Raw genomic sequence first — 17,630 nt, 5'->3', positions numbered from 1 at the left:
AATCGCTTAACCATTTGCCGTCAGCACTAATGGGAGAGGATCATAGCAAGCTGTGTCGCAAGTAACGGTGACAGATGGGAGATCTATAGCGGGAGCGATGGCTGCCGCTGGCGGCGCACGGCCGCGAACGGCAGCATCGTGGGGGCATCGTCGCAAGGCTATTCCAGCCGCAGCGATTGCATCGACAACGCAAGGCGCAATGGCATGAGCTGCAACCCAACTTAATTTTGAAGCCCAATTCGACGGCTCCGCTGCAACCGGCAACCTAGCCTTCAAAACTCGGCGTTGCCTTCGCGCGGGCGCGTCGTCGCCGACTTTACGCCGCTCGGATGCGGAACGGTGCGCTTCTCCCGCGCCGCCATTCTCCAAATCAGCATCTTCCCTTCTCGATGATTTGCATCACATTACCGTTGGCTCGCAGCGCCGCTAAAGCCGCGTCATGATGAGGACGTAGTACGGTAGCGCGTGAGCCAGCTCTGCCGGACGCCCCACAATATGGGCACCGGAAGGATGCTCGCGTGCCTTTACCCCAATCGAAGCAATCACATCCAGAAAGAGGGACCTGATCATGCCATTCATCAAGACCGCCGACGGAACCGAAATCTTCTACAAGGATTGGGGTCCGCTCGGTGCCCAGCCTGTTGTCTTCCATCACGGCTGGCCGCTCAGCGCCGACGACTGGGATGCGCAGATGATGTTCTTTCTGGGCAAGGGCTATCGGGTGATCGCCCATGACCGGCGTGGGCACGGCCGCTCCAGCCAGACGTGGCAGGGCAACGAGATGGACACCTATGCGGCTGATGTCGCCGCGCTTACCGATGCGCTCGACCTCAAGAATGCGATCCATGTCGGTCACTCGACCGGCGGTGGTGAGGTCGCCCATTACGTCGCGCGTGCAAAGCCCGGCCGCATCGCCAAGGCCGTGCTGATCGGCGCCGTACCGCCGATCATGGTCAAGTCGGACAAAAACCCCGGCGGGCTTCCACTCGAAGTTTTCGACGGTTTCCGTGCGGCGCTCGTCGCCAACCGCGCGCAGTTCTTTCTCGATGTGCCGGCCGGACCCTTCTACGGCTTCAATCGGCCAGGCGCCAAGGTCAGCCAGGGCATCATCGAGAACTGGTGGCGGCAAGGGATGATGGGCGGGGCGAAGGCGCATTACGATTGCATCAAAGCCTTCTCCGAAACGGATTTCACCGAGGACTTGAAGCAGATCAATGTGCCGACGCTGGTAATGCACGGTGACGACGATCAGATCGTTCCCTATGCCGATTCAGCACCGCTTTCGGTCAAGCTCTTGAGACACGGGACGCTGAAGACCTATGCCGGCCTCCCGCACGGCATGTGCACGACGCATCCGGACGTCATCAACGCCGATCTACTGGAGTTCTTCCTGGACTAATATGGACCGAGCCGTCGGCCTGCTTATCTGGAGCCGAGGCCTTGGAATTGACGCAATATCGAGAAGCCAAGGCGGGTGCCCTTGTTCCCGCCTGGCGGCCAGGGAGCCCGCTGTCGGCGGCAGCTGATTGGCCTCCGCGGATTATCGCACCACAGCGGTTTCCGCCGGAGTTGCGGCCGGTTGGGGCAACTCTTCCGTAATCTCTTCGGCAACGGCCGAGAGATCGAGGTTCCCCCAGATCGACGCGGATTGGCGACGCTCGGTGCGGCGGGAGGATTTGACTTCGACGATGAACGGCTTCGACTGAGCGCGCATGGGATTCCTATTAAGAGGCGTTGAACGAATCCATCAACGAGCCAAGCCTATGAAGCGTTGCGCGCTCGCGCAAGATCGTGCCGCGCATTGAATCCAGCTTCGCCACAGGTCAGGCCGCGATGGAACAAGCATCGGGCGAGCGGCGTTTGAGCTTTTCAATCTGCGTGGCGCCTGGATGCAAATTCCTGCGAAAAGTTCTTGAAGGAAAGATCGATGTCGATTACCTACCACGTCGCCGAACATGATGGCGCCTGGGCTTACCGCCTGGACGATGTCTGGTCGGAAACTTTCCCAACTCACGAAGAAGCACTGGCAGCGGCCAAACACGCCGCAGAGCGACAACAGCTCGGTGGCCAGGATGCGGACATTACATATCAGCGTGCAGACGGCAGCTGGACAACGGAACGGTCGAACCGAGGCGACCGCCCCGAGACTGATGTCGTCGATGACGCCAAGGAAAAAGACTAGGAATGACCATTAAAGAACGCTTTCTGAAGCAGCAGCATGCCTGGATGCTCGGCGCATGCTACTCCCGCAAACATCCCGACTTCCATCGCTTTGGTGGCGTGGATGTTTCAATCTCTCCTCGCTGGAAAGACAGCGTTGAAACCTTCGTCAATGATATGATCGACACCCTGCCGCGCAGCCTCTCCGAGCGCCGGATGGCATTGAGAAACCCGCGTCGCCCATTTGAGCCTGGCAATGTGGAATGGGTGTTTGCAAGCAAGCACTACGGCCTTCGCGCTCCTGATGGGACGCGGCCCGACATGGCGGACGCTCGTTCGCGCCGCGCGTAAGCGCTCTTTACGGATCACATCTTTCGCCGGCGGAAGCTCGCTCAGAGGCTTCTTTCGCCGGCGAATTATTTTAGAGGCTCGGACACGCAAGAGTGCCCTGTAACCTGCCTGCATCCAGATCAAATGTCACCAACTGGTGATGCGCATTCTGCCGCGCCGCCCGTTGACTGTCACGTCCCAAGCCGTCTGCATGGGCGTCTCAATCGCTACCGGTGCTGTGCGTTTCTCGTCACCACAATCACAACAATTCCGATGATCGTTGCGAGCGCGCCCCAATAGACCCAGGGCGTCTGGTTGATCATGAAACTTTCTTCCGGATAGGGAAAATAGCCGCTGCCCTGCCCCATCCAGACCACTCCGATCAGGATCAGCAGAATGGCAACAAGATAGCCAAACTTCACCATTCGATATCCTCCACCACGGCGGCGCGACGCCCGTTTTCAGTTTGCTCCGCTTGCGCGGACGTCAGTATTCCCGAGACGATTTTACGCCTTCGAGAAATCAGCCGCGAGGCTCGTTTCGCGCCATTCCTCTATCTGCGCCAGTCGCTCGCGCAACTTGTTCGTGACGTTGTTATAGCCGATTTCACCGAGCACGAGATGGCGTGGCGGATCTTCCACTTGCGTGACCCGGATCATCGCCTCGCCGCCGCGCACGGGATCGCCGGCCTGCTTGCCGCTATATTCGGATGTCTGCCTCATCCGTGCCGCCGCAGTATCGGCATAATCGGAAATCGTGCTCTTCGTTTGCCTGAGTGACCGGCCGGCCCAATCGGTGCGGAACGGGCCGGGTTCGACGCAGGTTACCTTGATGCCAAGCGGCTTGCCCTCGGTGTAAAGTGCATCAGAAAAGCCTTCTACCGCGTGCTTGCTCGCGGCATAGAAGCCGGAACCGGGAAAGCCCATAAAGCCTGCAACCGAGGTGATGTTGATGATGTGGCCATGCCGGCGTTGCCGCATACCGGGCAGGACGGCGCGGGTCATCGAAAACAAGCCAAACACATTCGCCTCGAACTGATCGCGGATTTCCTGCTCTTCGGCTTCCTCGACCGTCGACTGATAGCCATAGCCGGCATTGTTGACGAGAACGTCGATGCGGCCGAAGCGCTGCTCGGCTACCGTGACCGCGGCCTTGACTTGTGCGCGATCCGTCACGTCAAGATCCAGCGCCAGCGTGTTCGCTTCGTGACCTAAGGTGAGATCGGCGACGCGAGCCTTGTCGCGCGCGGTGACGACCGTTGGCCAACCGCGGGCAATGGTAAGTTTCGCTAGCTCGCGGCCGAAGCCGGTGGAGCAGCCGGTGATGAACCAGACGGGCAATGTGTCTTGGGGCATGAGATTTTCCTGATTTTGTCGGGAACGCCTTGGCGGGCGAAGGGGCGAGAGCGGATTTAGGGCCGCGGCCTGACATTTCCAGGACAACGGCAAGCCTACGCCGAAACGACATCAATCAGGAGGCCTGCGCACCGATCGAGCGCGCAGGCGATAGGGTCTACTGCAGCGTACGCGTCTGCATGTCCTGGCCGAGCGCCACGCCCTGATGGGTCCGCGTTCCAACCGTCCCGTCAAGGCCTGTGGCGACGACCGAGACGCGGAACTTGCCATCGAGGTTGCGGTCGAAGATCGCGCCAACGACGATGTCGGCCTCTTCCTGAACCTCATCGCGGATGCGGCTTGCCGCTTCATCCACTTCGAAGAGCGTCATATCGGAGCCACCGGAGATCGAGATCAGAACACCCCTGGCGCCCTTCATCGAGATATCATCGAGCAGCGGGTTGGCGATCGCAGCTTCGGCGGCCTTCATTGCACGCCCCTCGCCCGAAGCCTCGCCCGTGCCCATCATCGCCCGGCCCATGCCACGCATAACGGATTTCACGTCGGCGAAATCGAGGTTGATAAGGCCCTCCTTGACGATCAGGTCGGTGATGCAGCCGACACCAGCATAAAGCACGCGGTCGGCTGTCATGAAGGCGTCGGCGAAGGTGGTCTTTGCGTCGGCGATGCGAAACAGGTTCTGGTTCGGGATGACGATCACCGTGTCGGCCGCCTCGCGCAGCGCCTCGATACCGACATCGGCCGTCTTCATGCGGCGGTTGCCCTCGAAGGTGAAGGGCTTCGTTACGACTCCGACCGTCAGAATCCCGGCGTTGCGGGCAGCCTGCGCAATCACAGGCGCAGCGCCAGTGCCGGTGCCACCGCCCATGCCTGCGGTGACGAAGCACATATGCGAGCCAGCCAGATGATCCATGATCTCGTCGATGGATTCTTCGGCGGCCGCGCGCCCTACTTCCGGCAGCGAACCAGCGCCCAGCCCTTCGGTCACATGCGCACCGAGCTGGATGCGGCGGGATGCCTTGGAGGTCGCCAGGACCTGCGCATCGGTATTAGCCGCGATGAAATCGACACCTTCGAGATTTTCCGCAATCATGTTGTTGATGGCATTGCCACCGCCGCCGCCGACACCAATTACTGTAATTCTCGGTCGCATTTCGGAAATCCCGTTCTTGGCGTTCGTCATCGCAATCTCCTTCGTGCGTTTTTCGTCATGGCTCCGCCTCTTGTCGGGAACCGAATCGAGCATCAACCTAGTCGCGCAACAAGGCAGAGCCGGGGCGAAAGAACAAGATGAAGCGTTCTTGAAACTTTATCCGGAACCTTTTTTGATCTCGCGCTTTATTGTGAATCATCCCCTGCCAGAGAGAGGAGTACCGCGCAGATGCCTACGCTTGCCACCCGCCCGTCAGTTACCCCTCCGAACGATCACATTCTTACCGCCCAAGAGGCCTTGGAACCGCTGTTCTTAAAGATCGAAGAGGAAGCCGAAGTCCGGATGATCGCCGCGGCCATCCGCGCCGGCTGGTCTGCGGAAGATGCGGTGGCTGCGATCGACGAGCTTCGTCGCAACGAGCTTCTTCCCGGCTCCAACCAATAAAAGCATCGACCGGCTTCAAAAATCACTCGCCTTGAGGGACGGATGACCTAATTTCAGCGCGACCAGTCAATCGCGGAAAGATCATCGCATGCCCTTCAAGAACATCTGCATCTTCGGCGCCGGTGCACTCGGCGGCGCCATCGCGGCCAAGCTTGCCTCGTCATTCGGCGCAGAGGCCACGGTCTCGGTCGTTGCCCGCGGCGCTCATCTCGCGGCTATCCGGGACGATGGGTTGCGTCTCATTGAGGCTGGCGCTGAATCTCCCTTTCGCGTGTCGGTAACAGCCACAGACGATCCAGCGGAACTGCCGCCACAGGATCTCGTGATCACCGGACTGAAGGGCCATCAGCTCAGCGCGGCGGCGGAAGGAATTGGCCATCTATTGAAGGATGGCACACGTGTCTTGACGATCCTCAACGGCATTCCGTGGTGGTATTTCCATCGCGATCAGGACAGCGCGCATGCGGAGCTCCAATTCGAGGAACTCGATGAAGGCGGCAGGCTCTGGCAGTTTGTCGGCCCACAGCGGGTGATCGGCTGCGTCGCCCATCAGGGTGCCGAAGTCAGCAAACCCGGTGAGGTCAGACTCAGCAACAAGGGCCATTTCATTCTCGGCGAGCCCTCCGGTGAGATCACTGCAGATTTGCGGGAGATTGAAGCATTGCTGCGACGCGCAGATATCGAGGTGAAGCTCTCTATCCGGATCCGCGACGATATCTGGAGCAAGCTGATGGGCAACGCATCCTTCAATCCGATCAGCGCACTGACGCGTTCATTGATGTCGGAGTTGATGGCGGATGCCGCGATCACTGACCAGATCGGAAAGGTCATGAAGGAGGTAAAGGCCGTAGGAGAAGCGCTCGGCGCGAATGTTGGGATGTCCGTCGAGCAACGACTTGAGCAGGCGCGACAGATCGGGCCGGTTCGCACGTCGATGCTACAGGACCTTCTCGCTGGCAAATCGCTGGAACTTACACCGCTGGTGGGAATGGTCGTTTCGCTGGGTCGCCTGACGGCAGTGCCGACACCAGTTTCAGAAACGATCCTGGCGCTGGTGTCGCGGCTTGACCGTGAGAACTGCCGAGCGACCTAAAGGGCCTTAACGGCCGAGCGGCCTCCGGCAGGCTGCTCAGACATTGAATCAGAAAGTCTCCGCAAGCTCCTATAACGGAAGAGATTTATTTCAGCCACACAGCGATGCGCTCAACCGCTTCAATGATCTCGGCTTCGGAACCAGCATAGGACATGCGCATCGAGCGATCGCCTTCCAGGGGGTCAAAATCCAGACCTGGCGTCGCGGCAACGTTGATCTCCGCCAGCATCCGCTTGGCGAATACCATGCTGTCATTGGTAAAGCGAGTCACGTCGACATAGGCGTAGAAGGCGCCGTCCATCGGCGAGGCAATCGATAGGCCAATTTCCGGCAGCCGCTTCAGTAGGAATTCGCGGTTGGCTGAGTAGCTCGCCTTGTACACGTCGAGTTCTGCGCTCGCTCCCAGCGCCGCCGTCGCTGCGATCTGCGAAAGCTCGGGCGGCGAGATGTAGAGGCTTTGCGCAACACGCTCGATCGGACGCACCAGCCGCTCGGGCAGCACCATCCAGCCAATCCGCCAGCCCGTCATGCAATAGTATTTGGAGAAGGAGTTGATGACGATCGCCTCGTCGGTCAATTCCAGCGCACTGGTCTCTTCCTCGGCAAACGTTAGGCCATGATAGATTTCATCTGAAATGAACGCGATCGAATTGGCCGCGCAATAGTTCGCCAACTCCTGCAGGCCCTGGCGGCCAGTCACAGTGCCCGTCGGATTGGCGGGGCTCGCCAGAAGAACGCCCTTCAGCTTGACGTTGTTTGCCGCTTGCGCAGCCTCAAGGCTCTCGGGCGTCAACGTGAAATGCGTCTCGGCCGTTACCGGGACCTCTATAACCTTCAGCCCGAGCGCGCCAAGGATGTTGCGATAGGCAGGATAGCCGGGACGAGCAATGGCGACCGCGTCACCGGCATCAAACAGGGAGAGAAAGGCGAGATTGAAGCCGGCGGAAGAACCGGTGGTTATTGCGATACGCGCAGGATCAATTTCCAGCCCGTGACGATCGCGATAATGCCCGGCCAGCGCTTGTTTCAGCCTTGTCGTGCCGAGCGCATCTGTATAGCCGATCTTGCCTTCCACAAGCGCCGCCTGCGCCGCTTCGAGCGCAGCGCGCGGAGCCGGATGGGATGGCTGCCCGACAGCCATGGAAATGACCGGGTGACCGCTCGCTCGCCGCTTCGTCGCTTCGGCCAGAACATCCATGGCGTGAAAGGGCTCGACTTCGCTGCGTTTGGAAATGGAAAACAAGATCGGGTCTCTCTAACTTTGCTTGCGGCCAGACAATTGCCGCAATAATCGGATCATCACAATCCCGCGATTGAACGGTGGATACGAAAATACCTGTTTGAAGACGATCGGGCGCACCGTAATTTGGCGACACCGGACTGCCGCCGTTAATCGGGCAGTGTTATCCGGCGCCTAGAAAGATACATACGAACTGCCAAAAACGAGGATATGATGGCCATACTTCCGAAAATCTTCACCGCACTGGCGCTCACCGCCTCGGTCGCCACGGCCTATCCGGCGGCAGCGCTCGATGACGCGCAAAAGAAGGAGTTCGGCGAGTTCATCAAGCAGTACCTGATCGAAAATCCGGAGATCATGCTGGACGTTCAGGACGCCCTGCAGAAGAAGCAGGATCAGGCGCGCCTTGTTAAAGCCAACGCGGTGATTGCTGACAACAAGTCAACGATCTTCAATTCGAAATATGACATGACGATCGGCAATCCGAAGGGTGACATCACGATCGTCGAGTTCTTCGACTACAACTGCGGCTATTGCCGCCACGCGCTTTCCGACATGCAGACGATGCTCGAAAAGGACAAGAACGTCCGCTTTGTGCTCAAGGAATTCCCGATCCTCGGGCCGGAATCGGTCGCAGCCCATAAGGTGTCGGATGCATTCCGGAAGCTGGCACCAGAGAAATATAGCCAGTTCCATATTGCACTTCTCGGCAGCGACGGTCGCGCCGATGAAGCCAGCGCAATCGAAGTTGCCGAGTCGCTTGGCGTCAGCGAAAAGCAAATCCGCGACGAGATGGCCAAGAGTTCGAGCGATGCTTCCGTCAAGGAAACCTACCAGCTTGCTCAGAGCCTCGGCATTACAGGTACGCCGTCCTATGTCATCGGCAACGAACTGGTTCAAGGCGCGGTTGGGTTCGACGACCTTGAGGCCAAGGTCAAGAACATGCGCGCCTGCGGCAAGACAAGTTGCTGATACGGCGCCCATCAAATCGCCAAAATCGAAGTGTTCCAGCCATGTGGACAAATGTGGCGTGATTCGGGCTGCGCTTTCCAAAGGGCTTTCATTAGGTCCGCTGGGAGTCTATAGGTTGCCGTCTCGCATCTACTGGAACATTCGATGACGCAAACGATATTCGTCCTGAACGGGCCCAATCTGAACATGCTCGGCAAAAGAGAGCCCGGCATCTATGGCGGCAAGACGCTTCAGGATATTGAGGCTGACTGCAAGGCGGCCGGGCGCGAGCTCGGCTTCGACATCGATTTTCGCCAAAGCAATCACGAAGGTACGCTCGTTGATTGGTTCCACGAAGCGAACGATAAAGCGGTCGGTGTCGCGATCAATGCAGGTGCCTACACGCATACGTCAGTCGCGCTCCACGATGCAATTCGCGCTATTTCCATCCCGGTGATAGAGCTGCATATCTCCAACGTTCACGCGCGGGAAGAATTCCGCCACAAGTCGATGATTGCGCCAGCGGTGAAAGGCGTCATCTGCGGCTTTGGGCCTTACAGCTATATTCTGGCGCTGCATGCGCTGAAGAATCTCACGGCATAAAAAGAAGACAGGGCACATACTCATGGCTGAGAAGAAAAACGGTATCGACCAGGCGCTGATCCGCGACCTCGCGAACATCCTCAACGACACGGATCTCACGGAAATCGAAGTCGAGCAGGACGATCTGCGCATCCGCGTTTCGCGTGCCGGCAACACCCAATACGTTCAGGCTCCGATCGCCGCGCCCGCATTTGCAGCCGCGGTTCCGGCAGCGGCCGCCCCAGCTGCAGCGCCCGCGGCTCCTGCAGCTGCTGCACGCAACCCTGCAAATACCGTCAGCGCGCCGATGGTCGGCACGGCCTATATGGCTCCGGCTCCGGGCGCACGTCCCTTCATCGAGCTCGGCGCGACGGTCAAGGAAGGCCAGACGCTGATCATCATCGAAGCGATGAAGACCATGAACCAGATCCCTTCGCCGAAGTCCGGCAAGGTCACCGAAATCCTCGTCGAGGACGGAAGCCCCGTCGAATACGGCCAAGCCCTCGTCGTTATCGAATAAGGCGAGCGTCATGGTCTCGAAAATCCTCATCGCCAATCGCGGGGAAATCGCGCTTCGCGTTCTGCGGGCTTGCAAAGAGCTCGGCATTCCCTGCGTCGTCGTTCACTCGACCGCTGACGCCGATGCCATGCATGTACGCCTGGCCGACGAAAGCGTCTGTATCGGCCCGCCGCCTTCGCGCGACAGCTATCTGAACATCCACCAAATCGTGGCTGCCTGCGAGATCACCGGCGCCGATGCAGTTCATCCGGGCTATGGCTTTCTCTCCGAGAACGCCAAGTTTGCGGAAATCCTCGAAGCGCACGGCATCACCTTCATCGGCCCCACGGCGGAACATATCCGCCTCATGGGCGACAAGATCACCGCCAAGACGACGGCGCAGGAACTCGGCATCCCCGTGGTTCCGGGTTCGGACGGCGAGGTGAAGACCGAAGAAGACGCGCTACGGACTGCTGCTGAAATCGGCTATCCGGTCCTGATCAAGGCGACTGCCGGCGGCGGCGGACGCGGCATGAAGGTCGCCAAGTCCGAGGCCGACCTGATCGAAGCCTGGTCGACGGCACGCACCGAAGCCGCTGCCGCTTTCGGCAATGATGCTGTCTACATGGAAAAGTACCTTGGCAAGCCGCGCCACATCGAAATCCAGGTGTTCGGCGATGGCGAAGGCAATGCGATCCATCTTGGTGAACGCGACTGCTCGCTGCAGCGCCGCCATCAGAAGGTCTGGGAAGAAGCGAATTCCCCTGCCCTCAACGTCGAACAGCGCATGAAGATCGGCCAGGTTTGTGCCGACGCCATGAAAAAGCTGAAGTATCGCGGCGCGGGCACGATCGAGTTTCTGTACGAGAACGGCGAGTTCTATTTCATCGAAATGAACACCCGCCTGCAGGTCGAGCACCCGATCACTGAAGCGATCACCGGCATCGACCTCGTTCACGAGCAGATCCGCGTCGCGTCCGGCGGCGGACTCTCTGTCAAGCAGGAAGACATCAACTTCCACGGCCACGCCATCGAGTGCCGCATCAACGCCGAGGACGCGCGTACCTTCGTGCCCTCGCCCGGCACGATCACGCACTTCCATGCGCCGGGTGGTCTTGGCGTTCGCGTCGATAGCGGCGCTTACCAAGGTTACAAGATCCCGCCCTACTACGACAGCCTCATCGGCAAGCTTATCGTCTTCGGCCGCACGCGCGTCGAATGCATGATGCGCCTGCGTCGCGCGCTCGACGAATTCGTCGTCGACGGCATCAAGACGACGCTTCCGTTGTTCCAGGATCTGGTGGACAATCAGGACATCGCCAACGGCGACTACGATATCCACTGGCTTGAGAACTATCTGGCCAAGAAACCGGCGTAACAGAGAATGGCAGGATCGCGCAGGAAGTCTCCAGGCATAACACCGGAAATCCTCCTGCGCGCCTATTCCATCGGTCTCTTTCCGATGGCCGAATCGGCTGATGACCCAGAAATATTCTGGGTCGAGCCTGATCTTCGCGGCGTCCTGCCGCTCGACGAATTCCACGTTTCCAGAAGCCTCGCCAAGACGATTCGGCGCAAGCCGTTCGAAATCCGCTTCAACTACGATTTCGATGCGGTCATCGCAGCCTGCGCGGCTGAGACCGGGGACAGGCCGAGCACGTGGATCAATCAGACCATCAAGACGCTCTATTCGACACTGCATCGCATAGGCCATGCCCACACGGTCGAAGCCTGGGACGGCGGCGAGCTTGTCGGCGGGCTATATGGCGTTTCGCTTGGCTCGGCATTCTTCGGCGAAAGCATGTTCTCGCGGCGGACGGACGCCTCGAAGATCTGCCTCGTTCATCTCGTCGAGCGGCTGCGCGCCAAGGGTTTTACTCTGCTCGACACACAGTTCACGACCGAGCACCTGAAGACGTTCGGAGCCATCGATGTTCCGAAGGATGAGTATGCTCACATACTCGCGGCGGCAATGGAATCGCCGCACCTCAAATTCTGAGAATTAGTTAGCTGCCTTGTCGGGCGCAGGAACGTCCGAGTTCTGCTTGCAGTCTTTCAGCCAGACGTCATAGATCGGATGCTCGACGGCGTTGAGGCCGGGGCTGTCGGCAAACATCCAGCCCGTAAAGATGCGGCGGATCTTGCGGTCGAGCGTGATCTCGTCGACTTCCACGAAACCATCAATCTTCTGCGCTTCGGCCTGATCACGCGAATAGCAGGCCTTCGGCGTGACCTGCAGGGCGCCGAACTGCACGGTCTCGTTGACATAGACATCGAAGGTTGTGATGCGACCGGTGATCTTGTCTAGGCCGGAGAAAACGGCCACCGAATTCTCGATGCGGGCGGCGGTAGCGACCTGTGGCAGAAGCGTCGAGCCAAGCACCAGGGAGAGCCCGGCGGCACGCAGGAGCTGGTTCCGCGTGAAAAGCTTCATGTCTGCCCGTCTCCACAGCATCTTAAAATCGGAAGGCCGCAGTCGCTGCGGCCATTCTGCGGGTAATGGTCAATTGTGGCTAAAAGCGGGGCCAGTCAGGCCGTCTGCTTAGTTGCCAGGCGTCCAAGCGTCGTAGTCCCCGGTAACCCGAGGACGTTCGCCAGGAACGACCAGCGAGCCGGGCGGGCGATAAGCCTGCGGCGAACCGGTCGGGTTTGCGCGATGCGGCTTCTGCCATTCCTTGGCGACGTAGTTTTCCTGGCTCGGCGGAACGTTCGTGCGGTGATGCATCCAGCCGTGCCAGCCCGGGGGAATTGCCGAGGCTTCGGCGTAGCCCTTGTAGATCACCCAACGCTTCGGAAGGCCGTAAGACGACATGCCGCCTTCGTAGTAAACATTACCCAATTCGTCTTCACCGACGCGCTTGCCAAAACGCCAGGTCGCGAAACGCGTACCGATCGTCTGACCGTTCCACCAGGTGAAGATTTGCACGAGGAGATTCTTCATGTCTTTTCCTTGAGCTAGCCGGACGGCAAGCGGGACCAGAATTTGATCCCTCGCTTATGCCGCCAGCGATCCACATTGTCCAGTGATTCCGGCGCCACACCGGCTCATTTCAGCGCCATCTTGAAGCCGAGATGCGATTGCTTGAAGCCGAGCCGCTCGTAGAAACGGTGCGCATCCTTGCGGCTGGCGTTCGAGGTTAGTTGAACAAGGCGCAGGCCGCGACGTTTTGCCTCCGCGATGGCGAACTCGATCATCTGAGCGCCAATGCCCTGCCCACGCATGTCAGCGCGCGTCTGCACCGCTTCGATAATCATCGACGACGAGCCACGACCGACCAGCGACGTCACGATCATCGTCTGGAACGTGCCGACAACCTGTTCCTCGCGTTCGGCGACGTAGAGCGTCTGATCGCGCGACGAGGCGACCCGCTCGAAAGCTCTGAGATAATCGCCAAAGGCCTCGGGAGCCGTCGTATCGCCGTGACCGCCGAGATCATCGGAGGCAAAGATCGCGACAAGCGCAGCAACGTCAGCACCACGCGCCTCGCGAATGATGGTTTTGCTCATGATTGGCTAGCGCAGTTCGAGAGTTTTTTCGAGGATCAGCGTCGGGATTCCGGATTGTCCCGGCCCGTCATTTTCGTTGCGGCCGACATCCTCGAAGCCATGGGCATGATAGAAGGCGATTGCCGTAGTGTTCCGTGGCTCGACCTCGAGGCGCATGATCTCGGCGTCGGGAAAGCAGGTTTCCAGCTCGGCAAAAATCTCGCGCCCGATGCCCTGGCGATGCAGCGGCGGTCGGACATAGAGCAGATGGAGCATGACGGTCTTCGTCATTTCATCCGACATGGCGGCATAGCCGACGCCGCCGATATCCTTGCCGTTGTCGGCAACGAGGAACTCTGCATTCTTCTTCGCCAAGCGCGCCTGCAGCGCCGCCGGCGAAAACAGATGCGCAATGAGCTCTTTCACCTTCGCTTCGCCGTAGAGGCCAGCGTAAGTCGCGCGAAAGCCCTCGTCCAGCAAAGTGCGCATCTTGCTAAGATCACCCTCGCTGGCAGTGCGCACGAAATACACGGTCCCTACTCCTCGATGCCGAGCTTCGCCTTCACGAGAGCCTGGACGGCCTGCGGGTTTGCTTTGCCGCCGGTCGCCTTCATAACCTGACCGACAAACCAGCCGGCAAGAGTCGGCTTGGCCTGAACCTTTGCGACCTGATCGGGGTTGGCGGCGATGATTTCGTCGACGGCCCGCTCGATCGCACCGGTATCGGTCACCTGCTTCATGCCTCTGACTTCGACGATCTCGGCGGGATCGCCGCCCTCGTTCAGCACGATTTCGAACAGGTCCTTCGCGATCTTTCCGGAAATAGTCTCCGCTTTGATGAGGTCAATGATCGCACCAAGCTGAGCCGGCGAAACGGACGTCTCTTCGATGCTCTTGCCGGTCCTGTTCAGCGCACCGAGCAGATCGTTGATGACCCAGTTGGCGGCTGTCTTGCCGTCGCGCCCCTCAGCCACGGCTTCGAAATAGTCGGCGATGGCCTTTTCCGAGACGAGAACGGAAGCGTCGTAGACCGAGAGGCCGAGTTCGCGCACGAAGCGCTCCTTCTTGTCGTCGGGCAGTTCCGGAAGGTCGGCTTCGAGCGCCTTGACGAAGGCATCGTCGAACTCGAGAGGCAGAAGATCCGGATCCGGGAAGTAGCGGTAGTCGTGCGCGTCTTCCTTGGAGCGCATAGACCGCGTCTCGCCCTTGTTCGGGTCGAAGAGACGGGTCTCCTGCTCGATCGAGCCACCGTCCTCGAGAATGCCGACCTGGCGGCGGGCTTCGTATTCGATCGCCTGACCGATGAAGCGGATGGAGTTGACGTTCTTGATCTCGCAACGCGTGCCGAAGCCTTCACCCGGGCGGCGGACGGAGACGTTGACGTCGGCGCGCATCGAGCCCTCGTCCATGTTACCGTCGCAGGTGCCGAGGTAGCGTACGATCGAGCGCAACTTCGTCATGTAGGCCTTGGCTTCATCAGAAGAGCGCATGTCAGGCTTGGAGACAATCTCCATCAGCGCAACACCCGAGCGGTTGAGGTCGACGTAGGACATGGTGGCATGCTGGTCGTGCAGCGACTTGCCGGCGTCCTGCTCCAGATGCAGGCGCTCGATGCCGATCTCGATGTCCTCGAACTGCCCCTGACGATCCGGGCCGAGCGAGATGATGATCTTGCCTTCGCCGACGATCGGATCCTTGAACTGCGAGATCTGATAGCCCTGCGGCAGGTCTGGATAGAAATAGTTCTTGCGGTCGAAGATCGAGCGCTTGTTGATCTGCGCCTTCAGGCCGAGACCGGTGCGGACCGCCTGGGCGACGCATTCCTCATTGATGACGGGCAGCATGCCGGGCATCGCGGCATCGACGAGCGAAACGTTGGAATTCTGCGGCTTGCCGAATTCGGTCGCAGCGCCCGAGAACAGCTTCGAATTCGACAACACCTGCGCATGGACTTCCATGCCGATGATGACTTCCCAATCGCCAGTGGCGCCGGGAATGAAGCGTTTCGGATCAGGCGTGCGAACGTCGACAATGGTCATTGGGATGCTCTTTTTGAGGCTGTTCTTTTCAACTGGTGAGGTAACGGAAATGGCTTGTCGGTGCAAGGCTTTCGGCTGTGCGTCGCAGCGACGCCAGCCGGTTTGGCGCGTGTTAACTCAATGTCGCTAGCGTGACCCGCATGACGACAGCGGATATTTTCAAGATCATCGCGCTTTTCATGGCACTGAATGCCTTCGTGTTCTCGGTCTATTTTCTCGACAAGCAGGCCGCTCGCCACCATTGGAGGCGGACCAGCGAAAGGACCTTACTGGCGCTGGCATTCGTTGGCGGCAGTCTAGGCGCCGTTTGCGCGCAGAAACTGCTACGTCACAAGACACAGAAGGAGCCGTTCCGCTCGATCCTGAGGGCCATCGTTGTCTTTCATGCCGCAGCCGCTCTGCTGTTATCGGCCGCCCTCGGTTGCGTCGTACTAGGCTAGGCCGTATGTGCCGTCATCCGCGGTTTCCAGAGACTTTGACAGACCGACGGACGGCACATCACGATCGAGCTTGGGATTGTAGGCGATCGATAGCCAATGAATTGTGTATCCCCGCTTCTGGAAGAAGCTGATCGCTTCGGAGTTCCCAGAGTGCGTCTGCATCATCGCCGTATCGAGGCCCTGCGCGGCGATGTCTTTTTCGATATTTTGCAAGAGCGCCGTCCCAAGACCATGACCGGTGAAGGCAGGATCGATCCAGAAATCTGAAATCTTCTCGTCGAGGGTCTCGCGCGCGGCCCATCCGGCCGGATGTCCGTTCCATTCGATGACGGTGACGGTGATCCAGCTACTTGCGACGAAATTCAAGAAGGCGCTCCGCGCGGCATCGACCATAGCATCCCCTTCGCCGATGGATGCCATCGCCTTCTGCCAGGCCCTCACTCCGATCTCGCTCAGGAGTTCCGCTTCGTCTTCGCGGGCATTGCGAATATGGATCAACGGTACCTCCGCGTTTCCACTGAAGTAAACACCGAATCACCGCATTATCAAAGCCTCGCGTTACGGGCGCGTAGCTCGTCGCAAGATCCCCCATCGGTTGCAAAAACTTGACGGGATGTCGAGCAGCCGATATGACGACCACATGTTGAACTTGTCTTCTCAGACCCGGTAGAGGCCCCTGCCCGCAGGTTTTGCTTGCGCGCACGGGCCCGAAAAGAACGAAGCCCTGACGTCCGATCGGACGCCAGATCGTTTTGTGCGCCCTTAGGGCGCTACCACCGGATCAACATTCCATGGATATTTCACGTATGGAGCAGCGTATCCTGCACCTATTGGCCCAGGGTGGTCGCATTGAAATCGAACGCGACGAAAACCGAAAGATCGAGGCGGTGAAGTGCTTCACACGCAATGGCTGGGTTTATCCCGGCTTCGGCCTCGAGCTGTTTCGCAAGCTGAAGCAGAAGCGGGCGATCAAATCCTCGGGCGGCAGACCCTATCGCATCACCGAACGGGGATTGGTTCTGGTGAGAGCGGAACAGGATAATAGATAGCTTTTCGATTTTGGCCGCGCGTCGCTTCGGCGCGCGGCTCTTCTTAACGGTGGGTGGCAAGCTCGGCCCTCATCGCTGACCACTCCTCGGCCACCGTGCCGTTCTCGCGGCGCTTGCCCACTCGCCGGTACCAGTAGTCCGCATTCCAGTCGTCGCCTTCGATACGGTGGCAGAGCGCGTGCCCCCAGTCGAAAGGCGCCTCACCTTCATGCGCCTGGCAGATCTCGTGAACGGCCTGCCATTCCGCACCCATCGTGAAACCCACCGCCGCGAGGCAGTCGAACGCTTCGATCATATCCGCCAGATTCTGTTTGGACATTAGCCTCCTCCCGAGATTGCGGCCTTGGCCGAGACACTTCTCCAGATGCACCTTTTCGAGCGGAATACCGAGTGCCGCATCGAACTTCTCATCACGCCAGATGATCGAGAAACCCGCTCGCTCGTAAAGCCGGATGGCGCCCGCATTCGTAGCTCGGGTGTCGATTTTTGCAACCTTGAAGCCGTCGGCGGCAATGCGTTCAATGAAATAGCGAATAAGGGCGGAGCCGATGCCACGGCCCTAGCAAGCGGGATCGATCCAGATGTCCGATATGTGATTGGGCTCGTTTTCCCAGCCGGCGATCCTGCCGTCGAGCTCGGCGACGACGACATCGCCCTTTGCCAGAGCCGGATAATCGAAGAATGCCTTGCGGGCTGCTTCGATAACGTCAGCCCGGTTGAAACCAGGTTCGCCAGCACCGCTGGATTTCCAGGCCGCAAAACCGACTTCGCCGACCATGTGATGGTCGGCGACAGTCATTTCCCGGATT

The 17,630-nt window shown here is 59.3% G+C and carries 26 protein-coding genes; 13 read left to right on the top strand and 13 right to left on the bottom strand.

Features of this window, described 5'->3' with window-relative positions; genetic code table 11:
- Positions 1-39: 39 nt before the first annotated feature.
- Together NBG89_RS06020 and NBG89_RS06015 are read left to right on the top strand one after the other, a co-directional pair.
- A complete protein-coding gene (locus tag NBG89_RS06020; protein WP_431322616.1) occupies positions 40-225 on the top strand; it encodes a YegP family protein in 186 nt (61 codons plus the stop codon).
- Between the two features lie 343 nt (positions 226-568).
- Positions 569-1,399 carry an alpha/beta fold hydrolase gene (locus NBG89_RS06015; protein WP_431322081.1) on the top strand — a complete coding sequence of 277 codons (831 nt, stop codon included), beginning with the start codon at positions 569-571 and terminating at the stop codon, positions 1,397-1,399.
- 141 nt (positions 1,400-1,540) lie between these two features.
- On the opposite strand, the gene NBG89_RS06010 is transcribed toward NBG89_RS06015, so the two are convergent.
- Positions 1,541-1,714 carry a hypothetical protein gene (locus NBG89_RS06010; protein ID WP_431322080.1) on the bottom strand — a complete coding sequence of 58 codons (174 nt, stop codon included), beginning with the start codon at positions 1,712-1,714 and terminating at the stop codon, positions 1,541-1,543.
- Between the two features lie 213 nt (positions 1,715-1,927).
- On the opposite strand from NBG89_RS06010, the gene NBG89_RS06005 reads away from it, so the two are divergent.
- Positions 1,928-2,182, top strand: a complete 255-nt coding sequence (locus NBG89_RS06005; RefSeq protein WP_431322079.1) for a DUF2188 domain-containing protein — start codon at positions 1,928-1,930, stop codon at positions 2,180-2,182.
- Between the two features lie 2 nt (positions 2,183-2,184).
- Positions 2,185-2,511 carry a hypothetical protein gene (locus NBG89_RS06000; RefSeq protein WP_007531928.1) on the top strand — a complete coding sequence of 109 codons (327 nt, stop codon included), beginning with the start codon at positions 2,185-2,187 and terminating at the stop codon, positions 2,509-2,511.
- A 206-nt stretch (positions 2,512-2,717) separates the two neighbouring features.
- Here NBG89_RS06000 and NBG89_RS05995 read toward each other — a convergent pair whose 3' ends face one another.
- The 3 genes from NBG89_RS05995 to ftsZ form a co-directional block, all read right to left on the bottom strand.
- The gene (locus NBG89_RS05995) at positions 2,718-2,915 is read right to left on the bottom strand and encodes a hypothetical protein (RefSeq protein ID WP_431322078.1); all 198 of its coding nucleotides are present in this window, start codon (positions 2,913-2,915) and stop codon (positions 2,718-2,720) included.
- Positions 2,916-2,996: 81 nt separating this feature from the next.
- Positions 2,997-3,845 (bottom strand): oxidoreductase, encoded by an 849-nt coding sequence (locus NBG89_RS05990; protein ID WP_431322077.1) that lies wholly within the window; start codon positions 3,843-3,845, stop codon positions 2,997-2,999.
- A 157-nt stretch (positions 3,846-4,002) separates the two neighbouring features.
- Positions 4,003-5,028, bottom strand: coding sequence for a cell division protein FtsZ (gene ftsZ / locus NBG89_RS05985; RefSeq protein WP_088694949.1), 1,026 nt, complete (start codon positions 5,026-5,028; stop codon positions 4,003-4,005).
- Between the two features lie 198 nt (positions 5,029-5,226).
- On the opposite strand from ftsZ, the gene NBG89_RS05980 reads away from it, so the two are divergent.
- Positions 5,227-5,442 (top strand): hypothetical protein, encoded by a 216-nt coding sequence (locus NBG89_RS05980; RefSeq protein WP_431322076.1) that lies wholly within the window; start codon positions 5,227-5,229, stop codon positions 5,440-5,442.
- Between the two features lie 88 nt (positions 5,443-5,530).
- A complete protein-coding gene (locus NBG89_RS05975; protein ID WP_431322075.1) occupies positions 5,531-6,535 on the top strand; it encodes a ketopantoate reductase family protein in 1,005 nt (334 codons plus the stop codon).
- An 85-nt stretch (positions 6,536-6,620) separates the two neighbouring features.
- Here the strand turns inward: NBG89_RS05975 and NBG89_RS05970 are convergent, their stop codons facing one another.
- Positions 6,621-7,778: a pyridoxal phosphate-dependent aminotransferase gene (locus NBG89_RS05970; RefSeq protein WP_431322074.1), complete on the bottom strand. Its 1,158-nt coding sequence runs from the start codon at positions 7,776-7,778 to the stop codon at positions 6,621-6,623.
- A gap of 210 nt (positions 7,779-7,988) precedes the next feature.
- Here NBG89_RS05970 and NBG89_RS05965 point away from each other — a divergent pair, with 210 nt between their 5' ends.
- The 5 genes from NBG89_RS05965 (at position 7,989) to aat (ending at position 11,806) form a co-directional block, all read left to right on the top strand.
- Entirely contained in the window at positions 7,989-8,747 is a 759-nt protein-coding gene (locus NBG89_RS05965) for a DsbA family protein (RefSeq protein WP_431322615.1), read from the top strand.
- Positions 8,748-8,891: 144 nt separating this feature from the next.
- Positions 8,892-9,329: a type II 3-dehydroquinate dehydratase gene (aroQ, locus tag NBG89_RS05960; RefSeq protein ID WP_088703134.1), complete on the top strand. Its 438-nt coding sequence runs from the start codon at positions 8,892-8,894 to the stop codon at positions 9,327-9,329.
- Between the two features lie 22 nt (positions 9,330-9,351).
- Positions 9,352-9,828, top strand: coding sequence for an acetyl-CoA carboxylase biotin carboxyl carrier protein (gene accB / locus NBG89_RS05955; RefSeq protein ID WP_431322073.1), 477 nt, complete (start codon positions 9,352-9,354; stop codon positions 9,826-9,828).
- Between the two features lie 10 nt (positions 9,829-9,838).
- Positions 9,839-11,185 (top strand): acetyl-CoA carboxylase biotin carboxylase subunit, encoded by a 1,347-nt coding sequence (gene accC / locus NBG89_RS05950; RefSeq protein WP_431322072.1) that lies wholly within the window; start codon positions 9,839-9,841, stop codon positions 11,183-11,185.
- A 6-nt stretch (positions 11,186-11,191) separates the two neighbouring features.
- On the top strand, positions 11,192-11,806 hold the full coding sequence (aat, locus tag NBG89_RS05945) for a leucyl/phenylalanyl-tRNA--protein transferase (protein ID WP_431322071.1): 615 nt from the start codon (positions 11,192-11,194) through the stop codon (positions 11,804-11,806).
- Between the two features lie 3 nt (positions 11,807-11,809).
- Here the strand turns inward: aat and NBG89_RS05940 are convergent, their stop codons facing one another.
- The 5 genes from NBG89_RS05940 to gatB form a co-directional block, all read right to left on the bottom strand.
- Positions 11,810-12,241: a DUF2155 domain-containing protein gene (locus NBG89_RS05940; protein WP_088694730.1), complete on the bottom strand. Its 432-nt coding sequence runs from the start codon at positions 12,239-12,241 to the stop codon at positions 11,810-11,812.
- Between the two features lie 108 nt (positions 12,242-12,349).
- Complete coding sequence (locus NBG89_RS05935) at positions 12,350-12,748, bottom strand: NADH:ubiquinone oxidoreductase subunit NDUFA12 (protein ID WP_007792741.1); 399 nt, start codon at positions 12,746-12,748, stop codon at positions 12,350-12,352.
- Between the two features lie 104 nt (positions 12,749-12,852).
- Positions 12,853-13,314 (bottom strand): GNAT family N-acetyltransferase, encoded by a 462-nt coding sequence (locus tag NBG89_RS05930; protein ID WP_431322070.1) that lies wholly within the window; start codon positions 13,312-13,314, stop codon positions 12,853-12,855.
- Between the two features lie 6 nt (positions 13,315-13,320).
- Complete coding sequence (locus NBG89_RS05925) at positions 13,321-13,824, bottom strand: GNAT family N-acetyltransferase (RefSeq protein WP_088694728.1); 504 nt, start codon at positions 13,822-13,824, stop codon at positions 13,321-13,323.
- Positions 13,825-13,829: 5 nt separating this feature from the next.
- The gene (gene gatB / locus NBG89_RS05920; protein ID WP_431322069.1) at positions 13,830-15,332 is read right to left on the bottom strand and encodes an Asp-tRNA(Asn)/Glu-tRNA(Gln) amidotransferase subunit GatB; all 1,503 of its coding nucleotides are present in this window, start codon (positions 15,330-15,332) and stop codon (positions 13,830-13,832) included.
- 140 nt (positions 15,333-15,472) lie between these two features.
- Here gatB and NBG89_RS05915 point away from each other — a divergent pair, with 140 nt between their 5' ends.
- Complete coding sequence (locus NBG89_RS05915; protein WP_431322068.1) at positions 15,473-15,772, top strand: DUF1294 domain-containing protein; 300 nt, start codon at positions 15,473-15,475, stop codon at positions 15,770-15,772.
- Here the strand turns inward: NBG89_RS05915 and NBG89_RS05910 are convergent.
- The gene (locus tag NBG89_RS05910; protein ID WP_431322067.1) at positions 15,764-16,270 is read right to left on the bottom strand and encodes an N-acetyltransferase family protein; all 507 of its coding nucleotides are present in this window, start codon (positions 16,268-16,270) and stop codon (positions 15,764-15,766) included. The genes NBG89_RS05915 and NBG89_RS05910 overlap by 9 nt on opposite strands.
- Before the next feature lie 293 nt (positions 16,271-16,563).
- Between NBG89_RS05910 and NBG89_RS05905 the strand changes: the two genes are divergently transcribed.
- Entirely contained in the window at positions 16,564-16,821 is a 258-nt protein-coding gene (locus tag NBG89_RS05905) for a YjhX family toxin (RefSeq protein WP_431322066.1), read from the top strand.
- A gap of 43 nt (positions 16,822-16,864) precedes the next feature.
- On the opposite strand, the gene NBG89_RS05900 is transcribed toward NBG89_RS05905, so the two are convergent.
- A complete protein-coding gene (locus tag NBG89_RS05900) occupies positions 16,865-17,140 on the bottom strand; it encodes a hypothetical protein (protein WP_431322065.1) in 276 nt (91 codons plus the stop codon).
- Between the two features lie 240 nt (positions 17,141-17,380).
- Complete coding sequence (locus NBG89_RS05895) at positions 17,381-17,620, bottom strand: hypothetical protein (RefSeq protein WP_431322064.1); 240 nt, start codon at positions 17,618-17,620, stop codon at positions 17,381-17,383.
- Positions 17,621-17,630: the final 10 nt, after the last annotated feature.

Source organism: Rhizobium sp. YTU87027, assembly GCF_050644135.1.
Classification (GTDB): Bacteria; Pseudomonadota; Alphaproteobacteria; order Rhizobiales; family Rhizobiaceae; genus Rhizobium.
The sequence above is the reverse complement of the archived record's forward strand: the minus strand, read 5'-3'. Positions and strand labels throughout refer to the sequence as shown.